This window comes from Mycobacterium sp., assembly GCF_036488105.1.
In the GTDB taxonomy this organism is placed as follows: domain Bacteria; phylum Actinomycetota; class Actinomycetes; order Mycobacteriales; family Mycobacteriaceae; genus Mycobacterium.
In genome coordinates this window covers 1-21,596 of the sequence record NZ_DASXHW010000329.1, presented here as the reverse complement: position 1 = coordinate 21,596, position 21,596 = coordinate 1, and the positions used below count along the sequence as shown (strand labels likewise).

Annotated in this window: 23 protein-coding genes, 2 tRNA genes and 2 pseudogenes; 16 read left to right on the top strand and 11 right to left on the bottom strand. The window is 64.3% G+C overall.

Translation table 11 applies throughout. The annotated features are described in order from the left end of the window. Nucleotides 1-406: pseudogene (locus VGH54_RS17510) on the top strand (serine hydrolase); the annotation flags it as partial. A gap of 33 nt (nt 407-439) precedes the next feature. On the opposite strand, the gene VGH54_RS17505 reads toward VGH54_RS17510, so the two are convergent. Beyond that, the gene (locus tag VGH54_RS17505; RefSeq protein WP_331513340.1) at nt 440-1,129 is read right to left on the bottom strand and encodes a TVP38/TMEM64 family protein; all 690 of its coding nucleotides are present in this window, start codon (nt 1,127-1,129) and stop codon (nt 440-442) included. A 79-nt stretch (nt 1,130-1,208) separates the two neighbouring features. Here VGH54_RS17505 and VGH54_RS17500 point away from each other — a divergent pair, with 79 nt between their 5' ends. From VGH54_RS17500 to VGH54_RS17490, 3 genes are read left to right on the top strand one after another with little or no spacing between them, the layout of a single operon-like run. After that, on the top strand, nt 1,209-1,436 hold the full coding sequence (locus tag VGH54_RS17500; RefSeq protein WP_331513339.1) for an antitoxin: 228 nt from the start codon (nt 1,209-1,211) through the stop codon (nt 1,434-1,436). Beyond that, nucleotides 1,433-1,834: a TA system VapC family ribonuclease toxin gene (locus tag VGH54_RS17495; protein WP_331513338.1), complete on the top strand. Its 402-nt coding sequence runs from the start codon at nt 1,433-1,435 to the stop codon at nt 1,832-1,834. Before VGH54_RS17500 ends, VGH54_RS17495 begins: the two co-directional genes overlap by 4 nt. Nucleotides 1,835-1,863: 29 nt before the next feature. Next, entirely contained in the window at nt 1,864-2,808 is a 945-nt protein-coding gene (locus VGH54_RS17490; RefSeq protein WP_331513337.1) for a class I SAM-dependent methyltransferase, read from the top strand. A gap of 338 nt (nt 2,809-3,146) precedes the next feature. On the opposite strand, the gene VGH54_RS17485 is transcribed toward VGH54_RS17490, so the two are convergent. Further along, nucleotides 3,147-3,995, bottom strand: coding sequence for an NYN domain-containing protein (locus tag VGH54_RS17485; RefSeq protein WP_331513336.1), 849 nt, complete (start codon nt 3,993-3,995; stop codon nt 3,147-3,149). A gap of 72 nt (nt 3,996-4,067) precedes the next feature. Beyond that, nucleotides 4,068-4,643 (bottom strand): DUF998 domain-containing protein, encoded by a 576-nt coding sequence (locus VGH54_RS17480; RefSeq protein ID WP_331513335.1) that lies wholly within the window; start codon nt 4,641-4,643, stop codon nt 4,068-4,070. Nucleotides 4,644-4,709: 66 nt separating this feature from the next. On the opposite strand from VGH54_RS17480, the gene VGH54_RS17475 reads away from it, so the two are divergent. Next, nucleotides 4,710-5,525, top strand: coding sequence for an alpha/beta hydrolase (locus VGH54_RS17475; RefSeq protein ID WP_331513342.1), 816 nt, complete (start codon nt 4,710-4,712; stop codon nt 5,523-5,525). An 86-nt stretch (nt 5,526-5,611) separates the two neighbouring features. Here VGH54_RS17475 and VGH54_RS17470 read toward each other — a convergent pair whose 3' ends face one another. After that, nucleotides 5,612-6,502: an SCO6745 family protein gene (locus tag VGH54_RS17470; RefSeq protein ID WP_331513334.1), complete on the bottom strand. Its 891-nt coding sequence runs from the start codon at nt 6,500-6,502 to the stop codon at nt 5,612-5,614. Between the two features lie 57 nt (nt 6,503-6,559). Beyond that, entirely contained in the window at nt 6,560-6,958 is a 399-nt protein-coding gene (locus tag VGH54_RS17465; RefSeq protein WP_331513341.1) for a VOC family protein, read from the bottom strand. Nucleotides 6,959-7,188: 230 nt separating this feature from the next. Between VGH54_RS17465 and VGH54_RS17460 the strand changes: the two genes are divergently transcribed. Next, entirely contained in the window at nt 7,189-8,748 is a 1,560-nt protein-coding gene (locus VGH54_RS17460; protein WP_331513333.1) for a DUF4070 domain-containing protein, read from the top strand. 111 nt (nt 8,749-8,859) lie between these two features. On the opposite strand, the gene VGH54_RS17455 is transcribed toward VGH54_RS17460, so the two are convergent. Next, complete coding sequence (locus tag VGH54_RS17455; protein WP_331513332.1) at nt 8,860-9,657, bottom strand: SDR family oxidoreductase; 798 nt, start codon at nt 9,655-9,657, stop codon at nt 8,860-8,862. Between the two features lie 94 nt (nt 9,658-9,751). Between VGH54_RS17455 and VGH54_RS17450 the strand changes: the two genes are divergently transcribed. Continuing rightward, nucleotides 9,752-10,849, top strand: a complete 1,098-nt coding sequence (locus VGH54_RS17450) for a DUF2235 domain-containing protein (RefSeq protein ID WP_331513331.1) — start codon at nt 9,752-9,754, stop codon at nt 10,847-10,849. Nucleotides 10,850-10,862: 13 nt separating this feature from the next. After that, complete coding sequence (locus tag VGH54_RS17445) at nt 10,863-11,426, top strand: phospholipase D-like domain-containing protein (RefSeq protein WP_331513330.1); 564 nt, start codon at nt 10,863-10,865, stop codon at nt 11,424-11,426. Here VGH54_RS17445 and VGH54_RS17440 read toward each other — a convergent pair. Both VGH54_RS17440 and VGH54_RS17435 read right to left on the bottom strand, forming a co-directional pair. Next, nucleotides 11,423-13,156 (bottom strand): sulfatase-like hydrolase/transferase, encoded by a 1,734-nt coding sequence (locus VGH54_RS17440; RefSeq protein WP_331513329.1) that lies wholly within the window; start codon nt 13,154-13,156, stop codon nt 11,423-11,425. The genes VGH54_RS17445 and VGH54_RS17440 overlap by 4 nt on opposite strands. After that, complete coding sequence (locus VGH54_RS17435) at nt 13,149-13,595, bottom strand: SRPBCC family protein (protein ID WP_331513328.1); 447 nt, start codon at nt 13,593-13,595, stop codon at nt 13,149-13,151. Before VGH54_RS17435 ends, VGH54_RS17440 begins: the two co-directional genes overlap by 8 nt. 131 nt (nt 13,596-13,726) lie before the next feature. Between VGH54_RS17435 and VGH54_RS17430 the strand changes: the two genes are divergently transcribed. The 5 genes from VGH54_RS17430 (at nt 13,727) to VGH54_RS17410 (ending at nt 18,828) form a co-directional block, all read left to right on the top strand. Next, the gene (locus tag VGH54_RS17430) at nt 13,727-14,179 is read left to right on the top strand and encodes a universal stress protein (RefSeq protein WP_331513327.1); all 453 of its coding nucleotides are present in this window, start codon (nt 13,727-13,729) and stop codon (nt 14,177-14,179) included. Nucleotides 14,180-14,401: 222 nt separating this feature from the next. Continuing rightward, nucleotides 14,402-15,859: a CehA/McbA family metallohydrolase gene (locus VGH54_RS17425; protein WP_331513326.1), complete on the top strand. Its 1,458-nt coding sequence runs from the start codon at nt 14,402-14,404 to the stop codon at nt 15,857-15,859. A gap of 46 nt (nt 15,860-15,905) precedes the next feature. Beyond that, entirely contained in the window at nt 15,906-16,373 is a 468-nt protein-coding gene (cynS, locus tag VGH54_RS17420; protein WP_331513325.1) for a cyanase, read from the top strand. A 53-nt stretch (nt 16,374-16,426) separates the two neighbouring features. Beyond that, on the top strand, nt 16,427-17,800 hold the full coding sequence (locus VGH54_RS17415; protein WP_331513324.1) for a DUF2254 domain-containing protein: 1,374 nt from the start codon (nt 16,427-16,429) through the stop codon (nt 17,798-17,800). Between the two features lie 17 nt (nt 17,801-17,817). Beyond that, complete coding sequence (locus VGH54_RS17410) at nt 17,818-18,828, top strand: patatin-like phospholipase family protein (RefSeq protein WP_331513323.1); 1,011 nt, start codon at nt 17,818-17,820, stop codon at nt 18,826-18,828. Nucleotides 18,829-18,832: 4 nt separating this feature from the next. Here the strand turns inward: VGH54_RS17410 and VGH54_RS17405 are convergent, their stop codons facing one another. The 3 genes from VGH54_RS17405 to VGH54_RS17395 all read right to left on the bottom strand — a co-directional run bounded on the left by VGH54_RS17405 (nt 18,833) and on the right by VGH54_RS17395 (nt 21,167). Beyond that, entirely contained in the window at nt 18,833-19,531 is a 699-nt protein-coding gene (locus tag VGH54_RS17405; RefSeq protein WP_331513322.1) for a crotonase/enoyl-CoA hydratase family protein, read from the bottom strand. Between the two features lie 13 nt (nt 19,532-19,544). After that, entirely contained in the window at nt 19,545-20,381 is an 837-nt protein-coding gene (locus tag VGH54_RS17400) for a hypothetical protein (RefSeq protein ID WP_331513321.1), read from the bottom strand. 69 nt (nt 20,382-20,450) lie between these two features. Further along, complete coding sequence (locus tag VGH54_RS17395; protein WP_331513320.1) at nt 20,451-21,167, bottom strand: MBL fold metallo-hydrolase; 717 nt, start codon at nt 21,165-21,167, stop codon at nt 20,451-20,453. A 117-nt stretch (nt 21,168-21,284) separates the two neighbouring features. On the opposite strand from VGH54_RS17395, the gene VGH54_RS17390 reads away from it, so the two are divergent. From VGH54_RS17390 to VGH54_RS17380, 3 genes and pseudogenes are all read left to right on the top strand, one after another. Next, nucleotides 21,285-21,357: transfer RNA gene (locus VGH54_RS17390), tRNA-Thr, on the top strand. 52 nt (nt 21,358-21,409) lie between these two features. Continuing rightward, nucleotides 21,410-21,483: transfer RNA gene (locus tag VGH54_RS17385), tRNA-Met, on the top strand. A gap of 39 nt (nt 21,484-21,522) precedes the next feature. After that, a pseudogene (locus tag VGH54_RS17380) lies at nt 21,523-21,596 on the top strand (50S ribosomal protein L33); the annotation flags it as partial.

Genomic DNA, 21,596 nt, shown 5'->3' with positions numbered 1-21,596 from the left:
GTTTCCGGTGCGGCAAGCGACTCTGGCGTTGATGACGACTCCTCAGCAGCCCGGCCACACAGCTCAACAAGCCGAAGCAGCGAACGATGCTGTCCGAGAAGCCATTGCGAAGACACCAAACACAACAGATCCGCTGCTGGCTCCCAACTATCCGGCGATCGAGGGACAGCAGCTGTTCGGCTTTGGCTGGGATATCGATACGGACTATTCCAAGCCGCGAGGCTTGATCTTCCCCATCGGTAGCTTTGGCGCCACCGGCTTTACCGGCACCTCGGTTTGGCTGGACCCCGGTTCAGATACCTACGTCATTCTGCTGGCGAACTCAATCCATCTGCGCGGCAGTCCACCGATCTCAGGTCTACGCGGTGACGTGGCTACGGCGGCAGCCCAGGCCCTGCGCCTCTAAAAATCGCTCAGAGGCGGGCAAATCGCCTAGTGGTCAGCAGCGGGGACTGGCCGAATCGTGCCCCCGCCACTTCCGAAAGCCCTGCCGCGCAGCGAACGCGCCCACCACCGCCGTCACGCACCACACGCCGATCGCCGCGTACGCCAACACCGGCGACCGGTTACCGATCGAAGCGCCCAGCGCGGTGTAGACGAACGCTCGCGGCACCGACCCGATGAACGCGCCAACAGCCATCTGCCACAACGGAACTCCGAATGCCCCGAAAGCGTAGGACGCCAACGCATCCGATATGCCGGGAATAAAACGCTGACCGACCACCGCCCACAGCCCCCGTCGTTGAATCAGCGCGTCAAGACGGTCAGCACGTGAAGCGCCCAGCAGCGCCCGCGCGCTGTCACGTCCCGCTCGACGGCCAAGCAGACTCGCGACCACCGCCGTGCCCACCGTCGCACCCAGCGTCACGAACACACCCAACAGCGGCCCGAACAACAGCCCGCTACTGGCGGCCAGGATCGGGCCCGGCACGAAGACCGCGCCGAGCACCGCCGACAGCACAACGTACGTAAGCGGTGCCAGCGGTCCCGTCGCCTTGACCCAGCGCCGGACGTCTTCAATGTTCACCACGTGCTTGACGGCCAGCAGATAGTACAGCACCACCAAGAACGCGGCGAACACGGCGAGCCGGATGATGTGCGGCCGCCGGGAGGTGGGGACAGAGGTCATGGTGGCCGTGATTCTTCCCTACGGGCGGTGGCTACGATACGCATCACATCATCATGATGCAGTGATGCTAAGCTAGGGCATGCGCACCACCATTGATCTGCCCGACGACCTGCACAAACAGGCCTTGGCAATTGCCCGAGATACCCACCGGACGTTGAGCGAAACCGTCACCGATCTGATTCGACGCAGCCTGGGCACCGGCCGGGCCGCAACGGTCACCACTGACCCGAGGACGGGATTGCCTCTGGTGAGCGTTGGGAGGGTTATAACTTCCGAGGATGTCCGCTCATTGGAGGATGAGGAGTGACGGCACTGCTCGACGCAAACGTGCTCATCGCACTCGTCGTCGCCGAGCATGTGCATCACGACGCCACCGCGGAATGGCTATCGGCGTTCGACGCGGAATTCGCGACGTGCCCGATCACGCAGGGGAGTCTTGCTCGATTCTTGGTGCGCGCAGGGCAATCCGCGGCCGCTGCGCGGGATGCCATCAGCGCGATCAAGAAGGTGAAGCGTCACGAGTTTTGGCCCGACAGCGTCTCTTTCGCCGACGTCGAAGTCGGCGGTGTAATCGGTCATCGACAAGTAACCGATGCCTACCTTGCTCAGCTCGCGCGAAGCCGCAGAGGGCAATTGGCGACTCTCGACAGCGGCCTAGCGCACTTACACAAAGACGTCGCGGTACTCGTTCCCACGGGACGGTGAACTCGGTGACTCACGTAGGGTCAGGAACCGTGAGAACCGATGACGACAGCTGGGAAATCACCGAAAGCGTGGGCGCGACGGCACTCGGCGTGGCGGCGGCGCGCGCGGCCGAATCCGAGAGCGACCATCCGCTGATCAGCGACCCGTTCGCGCGGGTTTTCCTCGACACCGCCGGGGCGGGTGAGTGGGACTGGTTCGGCGCTCCGGAGCTGCCCGCCGAGGTCGTCGCGGCCGAACCCGCACTGCCGGTGCGGATGAAGTCGATGGTCAGCTATTTCGCATCGCGGACCAAGTTCTTCGACACGTTCTTCCTCGACGCTGCCAACGCGGGCATCCAGCAGGCGGTGATCCTGGCGGCCGGCCTGGACGCGCGATGCTGGCGGTTGCCGTGGCCCGACGGGGTGAGAGTCTACGAGCTCGACCAGCCCCGGGTGTTGGACTTCAAAGTCTCGACGTTGCACGAGCACGGCTTCGAGCCGAGCTGCAACAGGGTCGGCGTCGCGGTGGACCTGCGCCAGGACTGGCCGAAGGCATTGCTGGAGGCCGGTTTTGACCCGTCGAAGCCGAGTGCCTGGTCCGCCGAGGGGCTGCTGATGTACCTGCCGGCGGCGGCCCAGGAGCTGTTGTTCGACCGCATCGACGGGCTGGCTGCGACCGGCAGCCGGGCCGGCATCGAGGCGCTGTCACCCAATTTCGCCGACCCAGCGATGGCGGAGTTCCGGCGTGAGCGCATGGAGAAGGTCCGGGCGTTGATGGCCAAAGCGGACCCGCACCGTGTTGTTCCACAAACCGACCTGCTGTGGTACTTCGAAGATCGCGAAGACGTCGGCGATTGGTGGCGTCGTCACGGCTGGCAGGTGACCGTGACGCCGTCGGACGAGCTGATGACTGGCTACGGCCGCAAACCCCCGCCGGAGACCCAGGACAACATCCCGCCGTATCTGTTCGTCTCCGCGCAGCGGACGGAGGGTTAGCTGACCGTTACTGCTGGACTGCCCGACCACCACTCTTGGGGCCGCCACCCACCGGTGGCTCGACAACCGGTCTGTCCGGGCTTTTGATACCGGGGCTGATCTCCGACGGATTTTGCGACGGCCCGTCACCCGCTCCGGGTGGGCAGTCCACACATGGCGGAGGCGGGTCCGACGGGGCGGCATGGACAACGCCAGCGCCCGACGGCAAAGTTGACAGTCCGAGTCCGGTTGCGATCGCCACTGCGCCGGCAAGATGTTTTATATCCATTTCTCTAGTCCTTCCTGACTTGCCTATTTTGGCGGCTACCCAGGGGTTTTAGAGCTAAACCTGACGGTGATCAGCGCAGCCGCACCATCCGCGTCGTCGAACTCTCGTCGAGCTCGACCACGTCCGAGCGTGACCGCAGAAAGTCGCTGAAAGACTTGAAGCCCAAGGACTTTTCGCTGAACGACGGGTCCATCCGCTTCATCTGCGCCTTGACCGCCGAGTTGTGCAGCCAGTCGACGTCGTCCTTCTCCGTGCCGATCCGCAGCGCGCGGATCAGCAGAGCGGTGGCCGCCGGCTGAGGATCGGGGCCGGGTGGCGGCTCGTCGTCGTCGGGCTTGGCCCGGCGCGTTTTGGGTGCCGGCTCGGCCACCGGAACCCCGGGCAGCGCGTCGTAGATGACGAAGTCGTCGCACGCCGCCGCCAGCGCCTTGCTCGACGATCCGGCAACGCCGACGCCCACCACGTAGCGGCCGAGCCGCTTGCAGCGCTGCGCCAGCGCGATGTAGTCCGAGTCGCCGGCCACGATCACCACATGCGTAAGGTCGGGCAGCCGGAACATGTCCTCGACCGCGTCGACGGCCAGCCGGATGTCGGCGCCGTTCTTGCCGTAGGCCGCCGCGGGAAACAGTTGCACCAAATCGACTGCGCGGCCGACCAATTGCTCGCGGTAACCGGTGTTGACCTCGGCCGACCAGTCGGCGTACGCGCGGGTGAGCACCAGCGTGCCGAACGACGACGCGAAGTCGATGATGGCGCCGACGTCCACGGTGGCTCGTTCCAGCCGATCGGCGTGCTTGTCGAGGCCCTTGGCCTTGTCCTTCTGGAACGAGCTGCGGCCGTTGACCTGGTCGTAGCGGGAGATCACGATGTTGTCGAAGTCGAGGTACACCGCGACACGGTCCGCGTCGGCATCTGTCATCAGTCCAGTCTTGACCATCGGTGGCCGGGCGAGCCCGAATTGCGCATAGTGGATGGTGAGCGCTCGACAAGACTAAAGAGTGGGCCGCCGGGTAAGTAGCCAGGCCGCCGTAAGCAGTTGCCACGCGGTGATCGAATAGACGCTGCATCGCTCCAATGCCCCAAGCGGCAGAGCGCTCGATGCCGTCAGCTCGACGACGAACAGCACGAAGCTGAGCAGGCCGAACGCCCCGAGTGCGACCGATACCCGGCGATGCCAACCGCCGGCGATTCGCGATCCCGCGAGTATGGCCGCGTTCCCGCCCACGATCGCCAACACCGCGCCGATCGCATGCACCCACGCGGTTGGGGACGGCCCGCTGTGAAAGATCGCGATCAGCACGTTGCCGACGGCATTCGCGGTCACAAGCGACAGAAACAGCCGAGCCTCACGCGGTGCGGTGAGGACCGCGGCCACAAGAAACAGCGATCCCTGAAGACAAAATCCGAGATTCATCAGCCAAGCGAGCGGCGAGTGGTCACCCGGCACCCCCAGATCACTGATGAAGTTGTGGGCATAGCTGTAGTGCGGCCGAAAAGCCGCTGCCGCAACAGCTTCCAGGGTCAGATATGCGAGCCCCGCCGAAAGCCAGGCAACGGCAGCGCTCACACGCTGTCGATTCGCTATCATGGCAGTGCGCGCTCAGAAACAGACACGGTTCGCGAGGGTTGAGTTATTCCGGAAATCACTCTCTCCCAAGGTGTTCTGCACTACCGGGAACACGGTAGTGGGCCGTGCTTTGTTCTGATCCATGGGCTTTTCGTCAACAGTAGCGTCTGGGACGACCTGGTTCCGCTGCTCGCCGGACGTCGCTGCATTCTGCCGGACCTACCACTGGGCGCACATAGGACGCCGATGAGCGGCGCAGACCTGTCTCCGCCCGGGCTTGCCAACATGATCGCCGAGCTGATCGTGCGCCTGGAGTTGCAGGACGTCACGATCATCGGCAACGACACCGGTGGTGCGCTATGCCAGATCCTTTGCGCTGATCATCCCGAGCTCGTCGATCGGCTGGTGCTGACTAACTGCGATACGTTCGAAAACTTTCCACCGTTCCCGTTCCCGGCTATCTATACACTCGGCGGGCACGTCCCGGGCCTGATCGCGGGTCTCGATCAAGTATTGCGGCGGCGATTCCTGCGGCGCGCCGGCCTGGCCGCAGTTCCCGTGACCATGCGACCGCTGCCCGACGAATTGCTCGCGGGCTGGTTTGCCGCACTGCGCGACCCACGCATCCGAGCTGACCTGAAAGCAGTGTTGCGTGGAATCTCGTCAAAGCACACCCTTGCCGCTGCCGAACGGCTGGCGACTTACGACCGCCCCGCCCTGATCGCGTGGGGCACCCGCGACCATCTTATGCGCGTGCGCGACGCACAACGACTCGCAGACACCCTGCCGAACGCGCGGCTCGAGCTGATCGAGAATGCCCGCACCTATGTCCAGATCGATCAACCACGGAAACTCGCAGAACTACTGACGAGCTGGGCCTAGGCTGAAAGCCTCTCAGCCGCAGGGAGCGATCGTCTTCTACACGCCGCTGGCCCGATGAACGCCATGGCCTACCTCGGGCGCTCGGCCTAAGAGTCCAAATGCGCACTGCTGTCGTCTAATTCGTTGCGACGCAGCGCCATCGGCGTCATCGCGGGGACATCGCCGCCGGCCACCACGGTCCGGGTGATCGGCGTCAGCGACTGAAACAGCGTCTCCACCTCGTCGTCACTCAGCACGTCGAGCACCGACAGCGACAGCGCGTCGGTGCTGGATTCGACGTGGTCCTTCAGCTCACGACCGGCCGTGGTCAGCGATCCGTCGTCATCGAGCAGACCGCGCGCCGCCAGCTGTTGCTCGCATTGCTGCCACTCCGCGTCGTCGTAATCGCGGGTGCGGGCAATGTAATCGCGCGGGATAGCCCCCGACGCGGAATGCAGCACGTTGCTTTCTCGGCCCGAGACGCCGGACGCGCTCAGGACCGCAGTATGTGTGTCGCCGCGGTGCTCGCGCAGCAGCGTCGCGGCATGCCACAGCTCGCCCAGCGGATCGTCCGGCCACGGCAACGCGCTGTTCGCGGCGAACAGCGGATGTCCGCAGAGCGACGCGTTTCTCGCGACGCTGCCCAGCAATTCCGCTGCGGTGGAGACGTTTTCGTCCTCCTCAAGACCGTAGCGACGCAACACCGCGACCGCGGTGTCCAGCCGGACCCGCAACGCCTCGTCGGGACCGGCGATCTGCCACGCCGCCGGCAACGCCTTGGCGACCCGCGAGGGGGCGAAGTTGTAGAAGATCGCCGTCACCACCTCGGGCGCCACCTGGCCCAGCGGCGCTGAGCGCGCGGCGAAATAACCCATCCAATAGCCCTTGTAACCCAACGCGTCGAACGCCTCGCGGACCTCCGGCGCGAAGTAGGTCAGGCCGTGCACGGGCTCGAAGCGATCGAACAAGCGTCGTGCAAGCTTTGGTTCTCTGTGCATGGTCGCAGTTAACCACCCGGCCCAAACCGCACCGCTCCATGGGTCTTCGAAGCCGCGCTAGTCGCGGTCGTGATGGCAGACGGCCTCGAGTTTGATGCCGAACGGATCAGACCAAAAGGTGGCGTAGTAATGACCCGGGTACTGCGGAAAGCGTTGGGGCGCATTGATAACGGTGCCGCCTTGGCTGACCACATGGTCATGAACTCCATCGACCAACGATCGGCGCGGGACCATGAAGGCCAGGTGCTGGAGGCCGGTCCGTTCCGCCGAGTACGGGCCCGCGACCGCGGTGGGGTAGAAAAACAGGAACGTGCCGGGTTTGTTGTCCGCTGGCTTAAAGGAGAACTCATCGTCGGCGGCAAAGAACGGTTCGAAACCGACCAGGGGCATCAGCCCGTCGTAGTAACGCTTCGCCGTCGTGAGATCAGGGACGTTGATTCCGAGGTGACCGAGCATCACCCAAGTATCGGGCGAAAAAGCCGCCGCGGCGGCGTTCACGGTTGACCTTTTGTGGCTTGTTCGTCGGCAATGACTTCCGGCAAATGGTCGGCGAGACACCGCAGTGGGTTATAGCTTCGGCCGCAGACGATGCGGAAATGACCGCCAAATTGAAGTAGCCCGACACTTACGCGCAGCGGCGTTACGTGTGAAAATGTGTTGAACATGTGTTCCACAGCGAGCGGGCAATGGCCGATATCGTCCTGATCAATCCGCGGTTCCAGGTGTCGTACTGGGGCCTGGAACACGCGCTTCCGCTGCTCGGCAAGAAGTGCAACCTACCGACCGCCTGCCTGCCGCTGCTTGCGGCGTTGACGCCCGCCGGCCATTCCGTGACCATCGCCGACGAGAACGTCGAGCCGATCGACTACGACCGTTTGGCGCGAGCCGACATCGTGGGGCTCACCGGCATGACCGTCCAGCGCGCTCGCATGCTCGAGATTCTGCGCGAGCTGAAAACCCGCGGTGTCTTCACGATCGTCGGGGGCCCGTGGGTGAGCGTGCAGGAAGACTATTTCGACGGCCTGGCTGATGCGATCTTCATCGGCGAAGCGGAAACGACCTGGCCGCAGTTCCTCGAAGAATGGGCCGACGGCCGACATCAGTACCGCTATCAGCAGGCCGAGGCGACCGACATGACGCAGGTGCCGGTCCCGCGCTACGACCTGCTGAAGGCCAAGGACTATTTGTTCGGCAGTGTCCAATTCAGCCGCGGCTGCCCGTTCCAATGCGAGTTCTGCGACATCATCGTCACGTTCGGTCGTCGGCCCAGGCTCAAGACGAGTGCGCAGGTGATCGCCGAGTTGGAAGCGATGCGGAAGCAGCACGTGAAAATGGCGTTCATCGTCGACGACAACCTGATCGGCAACAAGATGGCGGTCAAGGAGCTGCTGCGCGATCTCATCGCGTGGCAGACCGCCGAAGGATATCCCTTCACGTTCTTCACCGAGGCGTCGCTCAACCTCGCCGAAGACGAAGAGCTGATCCAGCTGATGGATGCGGCCAACATCGTCACCGTCTTCATAGGCATCGAAAGCCCCAACGAAGAATCGCTGCGCGAGACGAAGAAGTACCAAAACGTCAAAAAAACGGGGTCGATCGTGGACCGCGTCCGCAAAGTGCAAGACGCCGGCATCGAAGTCTGGTGCGGCATGATCGTCGGCTTCGACCACGACGACACCCGGATCTTCAAGGCCCAGCACGAGTTCCTCCGCCAGACCGACATCATGCACGCCATGGTCGGCATGCTCTCGGCGATCCCGAAGACGCCGCTGCACGCCCGCTTGAAGAACGAAGGCCGTCTCGATCTCGACGACGAACAACCATTCGGTACCAACGTCATTCCGCTCGGCATGACGCGCGAAGAGTTGCGCGACGGCTACGTCGACCTGATGCAGGAACTATACGATCCCGACTTCTACTTCGAACGGCTCGAAAACCTCTTCCTCACAAGAAAATTCGATTGGGCTCGCACTCGCAATGCCTATTGGCGCAAACACCCGTGGCGGAAGCTGAAGTCGCAATCCGTCGATGCGGTGCTGGCGGCCGGGCTGTTCCTTCGGCTGATGAAGAACATTCCCGACCCGGAATTGCGCCGGATCTATCGCCGTCGGATGGCCACCATGGCTCGTCGACGGCCCGACCCTAGCCTGTTGTTCATCTGCGTGATCAAGTGCGCGATGCACTACCACCACTACACAATGTCGCGCCAGATGGCCGAGCAGCACAAGCTGGTGAACACCTTCTAGCGTTCTGGGCGCCGCGCTTCAGCAGCCTCGCCGGGCGATATCGCATACGCCTTCGCTTCTAAAACGATGTGTATGCCGCCTTCCTGGTGCGCAGGTGGCTGGTGTGACCCACTACCGCTTCAACATTCGCTTGAGGACCGGCAACACCAACGGGGTCGGCACAAACCGGGTGGACCCCAGCGCCAACCGGACCTGTGGTCCGCCCGGCACCACCGACCCGCGACCGTGCTCGGCGGCCTTCAGCGCGTCGGCGACAACCCGCTCGGCCGAAACATGGGTGAATCCCGGCAGCTTGTCCACCAGGTCTTGGGCGTCATTGGTGGCCTGGAACTCCGTCGGCACCGGGCCCGGGCAGACCGCGGTGACCGTCACACCGCTGTCGGCGACTTCGGCGTTGACCGCCTCCGACAGCCACAGCACATACGCCTTGGACGCGGCGTAGTTGGCGTTGTACGGGGCCGGCTGAAATCCCGACACCGACGACAGGTTGATGATCGCGCCGCGGCCGCGCTCGACCATGCCCGGCAGGTAGCGCAACGTCAGGTCGGCCACCGCCTCGACATCGACCCGCAGCATCTGCAGTTCCTTGTCGCGGCCTTCGGCGCCGAACTTGGTGTAGATGCCCAGGCCCGCATTGTTGACCAGGATGTCGACCTGAGCGCCGAGCTCGTCGATGCGGGCGGCCAGCCGGTCCCGGTCCTCCGGGACGGCAAGGTCGGTGCCAATCGCGACGGCGTGTTCGTCGCCGCCCAATTCCGCACACAATGCTTGGAGCCGGTCTTCCCGGCGGGCGGTGACGACGACGCGGTAGCCGCGGGCCACGAGTTGACGGGCGAATTGTTCGCCGATGCCAGAGGATGCGCCGGTGATCACGGCGACCGAACCAGCCGACGGCGGTGGAAGTGTCATGTAGGGCGAGCCTAGGCACCTCTGCGGCCGGTGGCAATCATGGTCCGTTGCGAAAGACCCGACGGCGCGCGCGCTGCCACGTAAAGTCCTGCGAATGACCGGGGTGCCGCAGGCCAAGCGGATTGTCCTCTGCTTTGACGGCACCGCGAACCAGATCGGCGCCGGGAACCTCACCAACGTCGCCAAGCTCTTCGAGATGTTGGACAAGAACGATCCGGCCCAGATCGCCTACTACGACCCCGGTGTGGGAACCCTGGCGCCCGAGCAATCTTCGCTGATCGGCAAGCTGACCCTGTTGTACGAGCAGGCGTTCGGCGTGGGCCTCAAAGACAATGTGGCACAGGCCTACCGGTATGTGATGCAGCACTGGCGGCCCGGCGACGCGATCTACATCTTCGGTTTCAGCCGCGGCGCCTACACCGCGCGGGCGTTGGCCGGCATGTTGCTGCGGCCGGGGTTGATGCGACCCGGATCGGAGAATCTGCTGCCCTACGCGGTCGAAAAGTATGCTCTCAACCGGGATTTCACCCAGAGCGAGTTCGACCACTGGGCCGAGTTCGCCCGCGCGTTCTGCTGGCGCACCGAGAACGAGCCGCTTTTTGCCACCATTCGTGCGAACAGCCCCAATCAGGTGTGGCACTACGCGGTGCCGGTGGCCTACCTGGGCCTGTGGGACACCGTGAAGGCAGCCGGCTTCCTGCGGTTTGGCAACCTGCGGTGGCCCTACACGAGAGCGCTATGCAATGTCGCGCGTATCCGGCACGCGGTCTCGATCGACGAACGACGCCGTCCCTACCGGGAATACCTCGTCGAGCGACATCCGCTCGGACTGCAGGAGCGTTGGTTCGCCGGCGTCCACGCCGACGTCGGCGGCACGTTCCCCGACCACCGGCTCGCCACGATCGCGTTGAAGTGGGTCACCGATGGCGTGATCGGCGAATTGGCCATCAATGCGCAAGCGTATGAGCAGGACTGCACGGTGGCCGAGGATTTCGCCGACGCACCGATCCACCACAACGGGAAGCTCTGGTACCTGGTCGGCTGTCGAAAGCGCCCGTTGGGCCCCGACGCGCTGGTGCATCCCAGCGTCCTGGTTCGCCGTCGCGACAATCCGGGCTACCTACCGAATCTGACCGCCGAGCAACTACAGCGGAGCGCCGATCCGACGGACTGGACCAACCCAGCGTTGTAAAGGAGCAATTGCCATGGCATTGGAATCGCTGACCGCATTGGACCAGTACAAAGCCACGCCGTTTACACCCGGCTATCCCGACACCACCCGAACGTTCTACAGCCCGGTGGACCAAGTGCACGAGGCGCTCAAAGCCCTGTTGACGTCGGCCACCAAGAGCATCGTCGTGGCGATGTACGGCTACGACGACACCGAATTGAATACGGTTCTTCAGGCGGCGCTGAACGACGAAAAGATGTATGTGCAAATGAGTCTCGACTCCACTCAGGCCGCCGGCAAAGCCGAACACGCGCTATTGGCCCCATGGCTCAACCACAAGATCGGCAACAGCATCGCGATCGGTCACAGCGAGAAGTCGGCGATCATGCACTTGAAGATGGTCATCATCGACGGCGTCGACGTCATCACCGGCTCGACCAACTGGTCCACCGGCGGCGAATCCAAGCAGGACAACCAGCTGACCGTCATTCGCGACCCCAACGTGTGCGCGGAAGCCCGGTCACGCATCGACATCATCCACGACACCATGCTCAAGCAGATGGCCGCGGCGACGGCCAAGGCTCCGCCCGCGAGCTAACGCGGCTGACGAGAGGCGTACGGCCAGGGCCGATTTCGCTCCGGGATAGCCTCAGCCCGCGCACGCTTGAGTTGCGTGCGCAGCTGCTGACGCAACTCGTGCAGATCCGGATCGGTCCACAGATTCGTGGCTTCGTTCGGATCGGTGGTGAGGTCGTAGAGCTCCCACTGGTCGTCCAGCGGGCTCATCCGATACGCCTCGCCGCCAATCCCGTTCGACGCCAGGTGACGCACCCCCGGCTCGGTCCAGGTCGCGGGATCGTCGAAGGTGCGCACCAGCTTCAACAGGTGATCGTCGACGCGGACCACTAGACCCTCGAAGTTCGAGCCGACGTGCGCGGGAATCCGGATACGCAGCGGCCCACGCGGATTCGATGTCCGGCGTAGCCGACGCGCCACCGCCGAGGCGCCGCTGTCGCCCTCGAGCATGTTGTCGCGGGTCATGATGTAGACCGGACGCTGGTCGTCGGCCGGACCGCCGTCCACCACCGGCATCAGGTTATGCCCCGGCAGCGGATGCACTTCGGAGAACGACTCGGCCAGGCTGTCGGCCGCCGCATCGACGTCGACACCGGCCGCAGCCAGCAGTGTCGGCAGCAGATCGACATGCGACGTCGGTGCCGTCACCTCGCGCGACGATGTGGCGCCGCCACCGATCCGCGCGATCACGAATGGCACCCGGGTGGCCTCGTCGTAAAGGTTGAACCACTTCTGGTGCAGGCCGCCGTGCGCGCCGAGCAGGTCGCCGTGATCGGAGGTGCGCACCAGCACCGCATCGTCCGAGCCGCCCTCGGTCACCGCCTTACGCACCCGGTCGATCGGCCCGTCGACCTCGGCGTGCAGCCGGTAGTACAGGTCGCGGTAGCGCTGCGCGTTGCCGCGGTAGGCCCGTTCGATCACCGGCGCCGGACCGTAACCGGAGGCGTATGCCTCCCGGAACGCGATCTGCGCGGCGGGCTTGCCGGCCAAATCCTCCTCGGCGGTGGGCGCCGCGGGCACGTGCGGCGGATCCAGCGGCGAAGCCTTGATCGGGCTGCGGCGCAGCCAGCCCGGAAACAACACGATGTCGTGCGGGTTGACGAAGCTGGCCACCAACAGGAACGGACGTCGCGCGGCGGCGTCGCCGGCGCGGCGGCGGGTATACCGGTCGATCAGCCAGGTGACGACGCGGTCGGCGACCAACGGGTCGCGGCGGATGCCCGCGTTACCCGGCAGCGCGCCGTGCGGCTCCGGCCCGACCCATCCCGAAAAGCCGAACGGGCCAAGGGGATCGGCGTCGAGGTAGCGCTGCACCGCGTCGTGGTCGACGACGCCGCCGGCGTCATTGGTCGCCAGCACGCTCCCGTCGGCGTCGTGGATGTCGGCGTGCGAGATGTGCCACTTGCCGTCGTAATGGGTGTCGTAGCCCGCGGCGCGGAACCAGTTGCCCATCGTGGGCACTTCGCCGGGGCGCAGCCAGCGCATGCGCGAATCGTCGGGCATCTTGCCGAGGCCGTCGGTCTGGGTGACGCCATGCAGATCGGGGTAATGGCCGGTGAAAATCGTTGGGCGACTGGGCGCGCAGGCCAGCGAGCCGGTGTAGTGCCGGGTAAAGCTGACGCCGTGCTCGTCGAACCACTTGCGGCCGGGCAGAGTCCGGCCGCGCCAGGCGAGCACCTCGGGTGACTCATACGGCGGTATCGCGCGTTCCTCATCGGTCATCAGGATGATGACGTCGGGCTGATTAGTCACGAGGCTTTTCCAATCGGTCGGCAAGACCGGCGAGCATGACGTCGGACTGTCGGACTTGAACGCGACACACCGCTCGCTCGGCGAGCTTGTGCATTGGGCCAGAACCGATTTCGACGGTGCTGATCAGCGTGACGACAGTGCCGCCGTCGGCTGCCGGACGCAGGCTCCATCGGTTGTTGAACCGGCGCACCCGTTTGGGCAGGCCTTCGACGTCGTAGGCGAGCGCGCGCGTGGTGTCGAACTCGGTGATCGTCTCCACCAGGGCGTTGCGGCCGATCTGAACTCGCCGTGTGGTCCCGGTCGGCTCGCTGCCCTGATTGAGGATGCACGAGTGGTCGATGTTGTCCGCCCACGAACTGATCGAGCCGAAGTCGGCGAGCACATCCCAGACGGCCTGGGGGTCGGCCGCGATCCTGCGGCTGCGGTCAATGTCGGCCACCGCCTCACCGTACGCGGCGAAAAAGGCCGATCGAGCGCGACCGGATGCAAATCTGGCCGAAACTTCCGGCCAGGATGGCCAGCGGCGCTACGGTCTCTGGAGGACATTGCCAACGACGCTGCGGAGGGCACATGGCGACCTATACAACGGTGCTGGTCGGCACCGACGGCTCCGAGTCGTCGCTGCTCGCGGTCGACCGGGCCGGCAGGATTGCGGCCGAGTCCAACGCAAAGCTGGTCATCGCGACGGGCTACCTACCGGCGAAAGACGATTTACGCGCCGCCGATGTCCTCGGGAAGGAGGGCTACAAGGTCTCCGGAGCCGCGCCTGTCTACGCGATGTTGCACGATGCACACGATCGCGCAAAGGCGGCAGGGGCGACCAACATCGAGGATCGCCCGGTCAAGGGCGCTCCCGTTCATACGTTGGTGGATCTTGCTGAGGAAGTAGGCGCCGATCTGCTGGTGGTTGGCAATGTCGGGCTGGACACCGGAGCCGCGATCATCGGCCGGGTGTTCTCCATACCTGGCGCTGTCGCCCGGCGCGCCAAGATCGACGTGCTGATCGCGCACACCCACGGCTGACCATTCGGCTCGCAGCCCGGGATCTGCAACGCCGCGTTCGGTGCGGCGGATCGCTCGGATTCACCTGGGCCGCAACGATTGTCGGCAGGGGGACGCGACCAGCCTGATCCTCAGGCCTCGAACGGCTGAGTGCAATCCGAGCCACTGATTGCAAGCAGCACGACAGCGAGCGTTCGTGTCGATGTAACTGATGGTTACCTCCTCATGGCCCATCATGGGGCCATGGGCATCGCGACGGTCGCCCCCGGTGCGATCGAGTTAGCGTTTTCAGGACGATTCGGTTTTGGTATCTACCGCTGGGCTTACCTGCCGTTCGACGTGCCGACAGGTGTTCAGCGCATTCGGGTTTCCACCTCTCATCAGAGCTTCTCGTTCGCCGGCGTCGCTCGAAATGTATTGGACTTAGGTATCTTTGGCCCGGCCGGCCACGACCTGGGAAATGCCGCCGGATTCCGGGGCTGGTCGGGCGGAGCGCGCGACCACTTCGAGATCTCCAGTGTGTATGCCACCCCAGGCTATTTGGCCGGCCCGATCGAGCCGGGTCCCTGGGTGGTGGCGCTCGGACCGGTGGTCCTGAGCCCGTGGGGGATGGCGTGGGAGGCACGCGTCACCCTGGAGCGTGGACCATCCGCGAGCCGGCTGCCGGAAAACGAAGCCGTGCAGCCGATTTCCGTCCCTTCGGCGACCGGCCCGCGCTGGTATCGCGGGGATCTGCACCTGCACACCGTTCACTCCGACGGCGAGCGCCATCCCGAGGAACTCGCGTCAGCCGCACGCACCAGCGGGCTGGACTTCATTGTCTCGACCGAACACAACACCAACTCGGCCAATCGAGTATGGCCGACGTGTCACACACCCGGTCTGCTGGTGATCCCTGGCGAGGAGGTGACCACCCGCCACGGGCACTGGCTTGCCGTCGGCCTGGCGCCGCGCGCCTGGGTCGATTGGCGGTACGGGCCAGCCGACGGGGTATTTCCGCGCTTCGCCGCCGAGGTTCGCGACGGGGGCGGTCTGGTGGTCGCCGCACATCCGTCCGTGCCGCTACCGGGGGCAGCCTGGGAGTTCGGCTTCGACAACGTCGACGCGCTCGAGGTGTGGAACGGCCGTTGGAATCTGGACGATGAACTCTCGCTTCGCACCTGGCAGCGGCTATTGCGACAGGGACGACGGGTCACCGCAGTCGGCGGCAGCGATTCGCACGGCAAACACCAGCAGGTCGGCTTGCCCCAGACTGTCGTGCACGCAGAGGAACTCTCGACACCCGCGATCATCGATGGATTGCGCCGCGGCCGTTCGTATCTCGCGCGATCACGCGATGTAGCGCTGGAGTTGACGGCGTCTGGTCCAACCGGTGACGGCGTGGCCGGTCCAGGGCAAACGTTGCGAGTACCTTCCGACGGCCGGGTAACGGTGACCGCGGTGATCAGCGGTGCAGCCGGTACCGACATCGCGTTGATTACCGCCGAGGGCCGGGTGCGACGGGCGACGATCGGACCGGATCGCGCCCGGATGCAGTGGGAACTGGACGCCGCTTCGGCACGCTTCGCACGCGTGGAGATCCGCGAAGCGCAACGACGTCCGTTCGGAGCGATGGTCGCCCTGACGAATCCCATCTGGCTCGCGTCAGCGGGGCAGCATTGGTTGCGAGGTGATATCACATGTGGTGTCAAAACCAATTAGCACCTAATGGTTCAGATATCCATGCCGGCAGGCAACGCCGAGGTCCATGCTGGTAACCATGACGCGCAACGAGATCACCGAGCAGATTGTGGTCGCCCGCCTGGCCAAGGGCCTGACCTGGCAGGAGTTGGCCGACGCCATCGATCGACCGGTCGTGTGGACCACGTCGGCGCTACTCGGCCAGCACCCCATTCCCGCCGAACTCGGCAAGGTGCTGGTCGAGATGCTGGGCCTCGACCCGTCGGCGATCCCGCTGCTGGCCGCGGTGCCCACGCGCGCCGCGCTGCCCACCGCGGTGCCCACCGATCCGACCATCTACCGCTTCTACGAAGCCTTGCAGGTCTACGGCCCGGCGCTCAAAGAGCTCATCCACGAGCAGTTCGGCGACGGCATCATGAGCGCGATCAACTTCAGCGTCGACCTGCAGAAGAGGCCGCACCCGTCCGGCGACCGTGTCGTGGTGACGTTCGACGGAAAATTCCTTCCTTACGACTGGGTTTCGGCGAGCCCGTAAATATATCGTCAATAAACGCGCGCAGCAGGCCGCGCACGCTTAGCTTTTGGTAAATGCGCGGTCCATACTTCGAGGCTGATTGGCGACGGGAGCAACTTCGGACCAACCTGTGGCTCGTCCCGGTGCTGCAGACGATTGGGATAGTCGGGCTGTTCGGCATCACCTACACGATCGATCGCTCGGCTTATGACGGATTGATCCAGTTCCCGTCGTGGGTGCTTCAGGGCAGCGCCGATTCGGCCCGAGTCGTGTTGGCCACGGTCGCGGCGGCGATCATCACCGTGGTCGGCATCGTCTTCTCGATCACCATCGTGGCGCTGACGCTGGCTTCAACGCAGTTCGGGCCGCGGATGCTGCGCAACTTCGTGCGCGATCCGGGAACTCAACTTTCGTTGGGAACATTCGTCGCGTCGTTTTGCTACGCGATGGTCGCTCTGGTTTCGGTGGGCGGCGGCCCGCACGGTGATTTCGTTCCGCATTTGTCGATCACGGTGACGTTCATGCTGACGTTGGCTGACGTGGCGGTACTGATCTTCTTCCTCAATCACATCGCTTCGATGATCCAGCTTCCGGTGGTGATTGCCCGCATTGCGGCAACCTTGGACAAGGAGATCACGGCGCTGGATCGGGGTGCCGAGTTCGGGGTCGGCACCGCGCGCGGCCCGTCGCACGAGGAATTGTGTGCCCGGTTGGCCGAGTCTGGTGCCCCGATCCGCACGCCGCGCAGCGGCTATCTCCAGGTCGTCCGCCATGATTCGCTGCTGAAGATCGCTACCCAGGCCGATGCGGTCATTCAGTTACCCTTCCGCCCTGGGCATTTCGTGGTCGCTGGTCAGGTGATCGCCCGAGTGTGGCCGCCCGAGGCTGCCGACTCTGTCGCCGTGAGGCTTGCGCTGGGCCACATCACGGGTGCCTATCGCACACTCCCACAGGACATTTCGTTCGGCTTCGATCAACTGGTCGAGATCGGTTTGCGCGCACTATCGCCTGCAGTCAACGACACGTTCACCGGGATGACCTGCGTCGACTGGATCGCCGATGGCTTGTGCCGAATTTCCACCTCATGGCGCCCACAGCGGATCCGCCGCGACGCTGAGGGCAACATCCGCGTCATCGCCTACCAGCCCGATTTCGAGCGGCTGGTGGAGCGCACGTTCGATACCATCCGCCAGGCCGCAGTTGGAATGCCCGCCATCATGATCCGGCAACTCGAGGCGCTGGCGAAGATCATGGAACAAACTCCTGACCGCGCACTCCAGACCCCGTTGATCCGCCAGGCCGAGGCGATCCAGCGGTCCAGCCTGGCCACGGTCGGTGATCAGTCCGACCGTGACGACGTCACGCAGCGCTACGAGGCGGTCCTTGCACTGGCCCACCCGACCGTGACGCTATCCACAGCGGAGCCGAACGAGCTTCGTCTGGCCTAACGGCTACAGTTCGCAGAGTGACCACCGAACTCAAGGCGGACCTCGTCCTCTCGGGTGGCGGCGTCAAGGGCATCGGCTTGGCCGGCGCCACTGTCGCGCTGATGGAAGCGGGATATGCGATTCAACGGGTATCCGGCACATCGGCCGGCTCGATCGTCGGCGCGATCCTGGCCGCCGGCGCCGACGAACTGACCCCCGGGCAGGTCGAGCGTCTCACCATGACGCTGCCCTATAAAAAATTCCTCGACCCGACGCGTGTTACCGGCATTCCGCTGCTCGGCCCCGCCTGGGGCGTGCTGAGCGAAACCGGGATCTACCAGGGCGATTACGCTCACGAGTGGATTCGCTCCGAGCTGGCAAACCTCGGCGTCCGCACCTTCGGCGACCTGGCCCTCGACGCCGCGAACCTGCCGCCAGAGCAGCGCTACCGGCTCGTGGTCACCGCGTCCGACGTGACGACCGGCCAGCTGGTTCGGTTGCCGTGGGACTACCGCAGGCTGTACGGACTGGACCCCGACGAGCAGTTGGTCGCCGACGCGGTCCGCGCGTCGATGTCGATTCCGTTCTTCTTCCGAACCACCAAGTTGACCAGCGCGAGCGGCCTGACGTCCACACTGGTCGACGGCGGCATGCTGTCGAACTTCCCCATCGACTCGTTCGACCGCCGTGATGGCAAGCTGCCGCGGTGGCCGACCTTCGGGGTCACGCTGTTGCCCAACCTTCCGCAAGGCAACGACAAAGTGATTCCGGTTCTGAGGCCGGTGAATTGGCTCTTCGGCGGCCCACCGCTAATCGAAGCGCTGATCACCACGATGATCGTCGGTCGCGACCAGACCTACCTGAATCAACCGTGGGTCGACTCGCGGGCAATCCGCGTCGACTCCTCGAAGGTCGGTTTTCTCGACTTCAACATCGGCACCAAGCAGATGCAGGAGCTCTATCAGAGCGGCTACGATGCGGCCGAAGCGTTTTTGAAGTCCTGGGACTGGGATGACTATCTCGAGCGCTTCCGGCGACCAGTCGCGTAAGCGGCTAAACCTCGAATTCGGCTGCCATATTGTCGATTCCGGCGCGAATCGCGGTGAGCGCCTCGGCCCGGGTCCGCAGCTTCGTGCCCACGTGCGCGTGCTGCTTGAGCGTCGCGAAGTCGCGGGCGGCTTCCTCGGCGCGGCTGAGCACCATGTCGGGCAGCACGATCTCGTCGATCCAGCCGGCGGCCACCGCGGTCTCGCCGAAGAACGTCTTCGCCAGCACGGCCGCCTGCTGGTAGGCCGACCGCGTCAGTCGCAGCTTCATCACTTCCAGGGCTGAGTAGGGGATCGTCATGCCGATTGCTACCTCGTTGGCCTGAATGTTGTACGCGGGGGCCGCAATTCGGTGATCGCCGCTGGCCAGCAGGAAAGCGCCCATCGCAATGGCGTGGCCGGTGCAGGCCATCACCACCGGCTTGGGGTAGGACAGCAGCCGATGGGAAAGCTCGAAGCCGCCCTTGAGCATGTCGATTGCGGGCTGGATCTCACCGGACGTCAGGATCTTCAGGTCGAACCCGCCGCTGAAAACCCGCTGGTTTCCGGCGATCACGACGGCGCCGGCGTCGTCGCGGTCGGCGTGGTCGAGCGCCTCGTTGAGGGCCTGTTGCATCGTCGGGCCGAGAACGTTGACTTTGCCGTCGTCCATCGTGATGAACGCGATGGAATCGTCGAGGCGATAACTGACCGGACCGTCGCTCATGGAGTCGATTGAATCAGACCCGCTCGCCGCGATGCTTGCCGAGTTCCTCCTCGGCGTTACCCCAGCGCAGGCTGACGTCAGTTGGCGGCGCCTCGATCTGCCGCGTGCGCCAGCGGTCCTTGGTTTCGTCGACCGCACGGTTGATGCGCTCGATCTCCGCGCGGAACACGTCGGCGCGAGTTTCCTTGGTGGCGTAGTGGAAATAGGTCAGCAGGCTGCGCAACAGTTCCAGCTTCTGCTTCTCCCGCTTGGCCAGGTCGTGGTTGGTCATCAACTCGATGCGCTGGACCGGTGGCAACGACGCCCAGTCGAGCACCACCTTGGTCTCCAGGGCGCGCCGGCGTGGGAGCCAGAGCTTCCAGCCGCGGGGAATCTCGACGCGGTCGTAGTAGGTCACCGTGCCCGGGAACCGCGATTCGATGCCCTCGCCCAGTTCGGTGCGGTCGAGCGCCGAATCCCACACCGTGCGCCATTCCTGGCCGGGTGCCAGGGTCGGCAACTGGCGGGGGAGTTGCAGTTCGACGACATCGGCATAGCCGTCCGTGGCGTTCTCGTATTCGGCGACGGTCGGCGGGTGCGGAAAGGTGAATGACACGTCGTAGGCCGGGGTCTTTCCGAAATTCCGGACGACCAGTTCGATCACATGCCAGTCCGCGGCGTGCGGCTCCATGAACATCCCGACGTGCGGCCGGTTTTCTTCAGAAGCCAATCGACGATTGCGCCGAAATTGAACGTTGGTGTACACGAGGGCAATAACACCGAGCGCGAGCAAAGCCCACACGGCCCACGCCAGCCAGGTAGCGGAACCCGTATCCGCTATCTGGTCCCACCGATCGTGAATCCAACCCATCCCCATCCTCCGCTTATATCACAGCATTTAAGGGCACGAAAATTCGCTGGAGGACCCGTCGGAGCACAACTATCCACCCATCAGTGTTCGCCACTGTTCGAGATTAGCGACACGGTAAACGTAATTAGAGCGCTTGACCTCTGACAGTGAGGCACTCGGTTCAAGCGAATACCAGTGTCCGGGAAATACTGTCGGATCACCAGATAACTGAGCAAGTTTTTGCAGGCTGCGAAAGATCTCATCGGAATCCCCGCCAGGAAAGTCGGTGCGCCCGCATCCTTCCAAAAACAACGTGTCGCCGGCTACCAGCCGGCCGTCGAGCAGAAAGCATTGGCTGCCCGGCGTGTGACCGGGCGTGTGCAGCAGTTCGATGTCGATGGCGCCGACGCTGACCTTGTCGCCGTGCTCATGCGAGGTGAGATCGCTCATCGGAATTCCGGTTATCCGCGAAACGAACTGGGCTTCTTGGGAATTGACGTGAACCGGAACGCTGACCCGCTCGAGCAGCTCAGCCAGCCCCTTCAGCTCGAAGCCCATCATCGAGCCACCGACATGGTCGGGGTGGTGGTGCGTGACCAGCACGCCGGAAAGATGCAGGCCATCGGCCTCGAGCAGGTCGACCAGATCGCCGGCCGCGTACGCGGGATCGACCACCACGCAGTCACCGGTCTGCCGGTCACCGATCAGGTAGGCGAAGTTGCGCATCTGCGCCGCGATCCCGTCGCCCTGGGCGAAGTCGCGGCCGGAAAGCAGTTGGCGGAAGTACAACCGGTCGGTGTCAGGCACCCGCTCAGCCTAAGCGGGCCCGCGACGCGGGGTAAACCTCACCGTTTGGTGCCCTTGCGGAGCAGGCTGTACCCTCTTTTAGGCCCGAGGCGTAACCCAAATGGTCGCTCGGGTGCGGCCCCCTTAGCTCAGTCGGTAGAGCGTTTCCATGGTAAGGAAAAGGTCAACGGTTCGATTCCGTTAGGGGGCTCGGTGGACGCCGAGCAGGCAGGCGGCCCGGAACGAAGACAAAGCAGTCCCGAGGCGGTGTAGCTCAGTCGGTTAGAGCGAACGACTCATAATCGTTAGGTCGCCGGTTCGAGTCCGGCCATCGCTACAAGACAACAACGAACGAAAACCCGAAAAGAGAACCGACGTGGCCTCCAGTACCGACGTACGGCCCAAGATCACCTTGGCGTGCGAGGTGTGCAAGCACCGCAACTACATCAC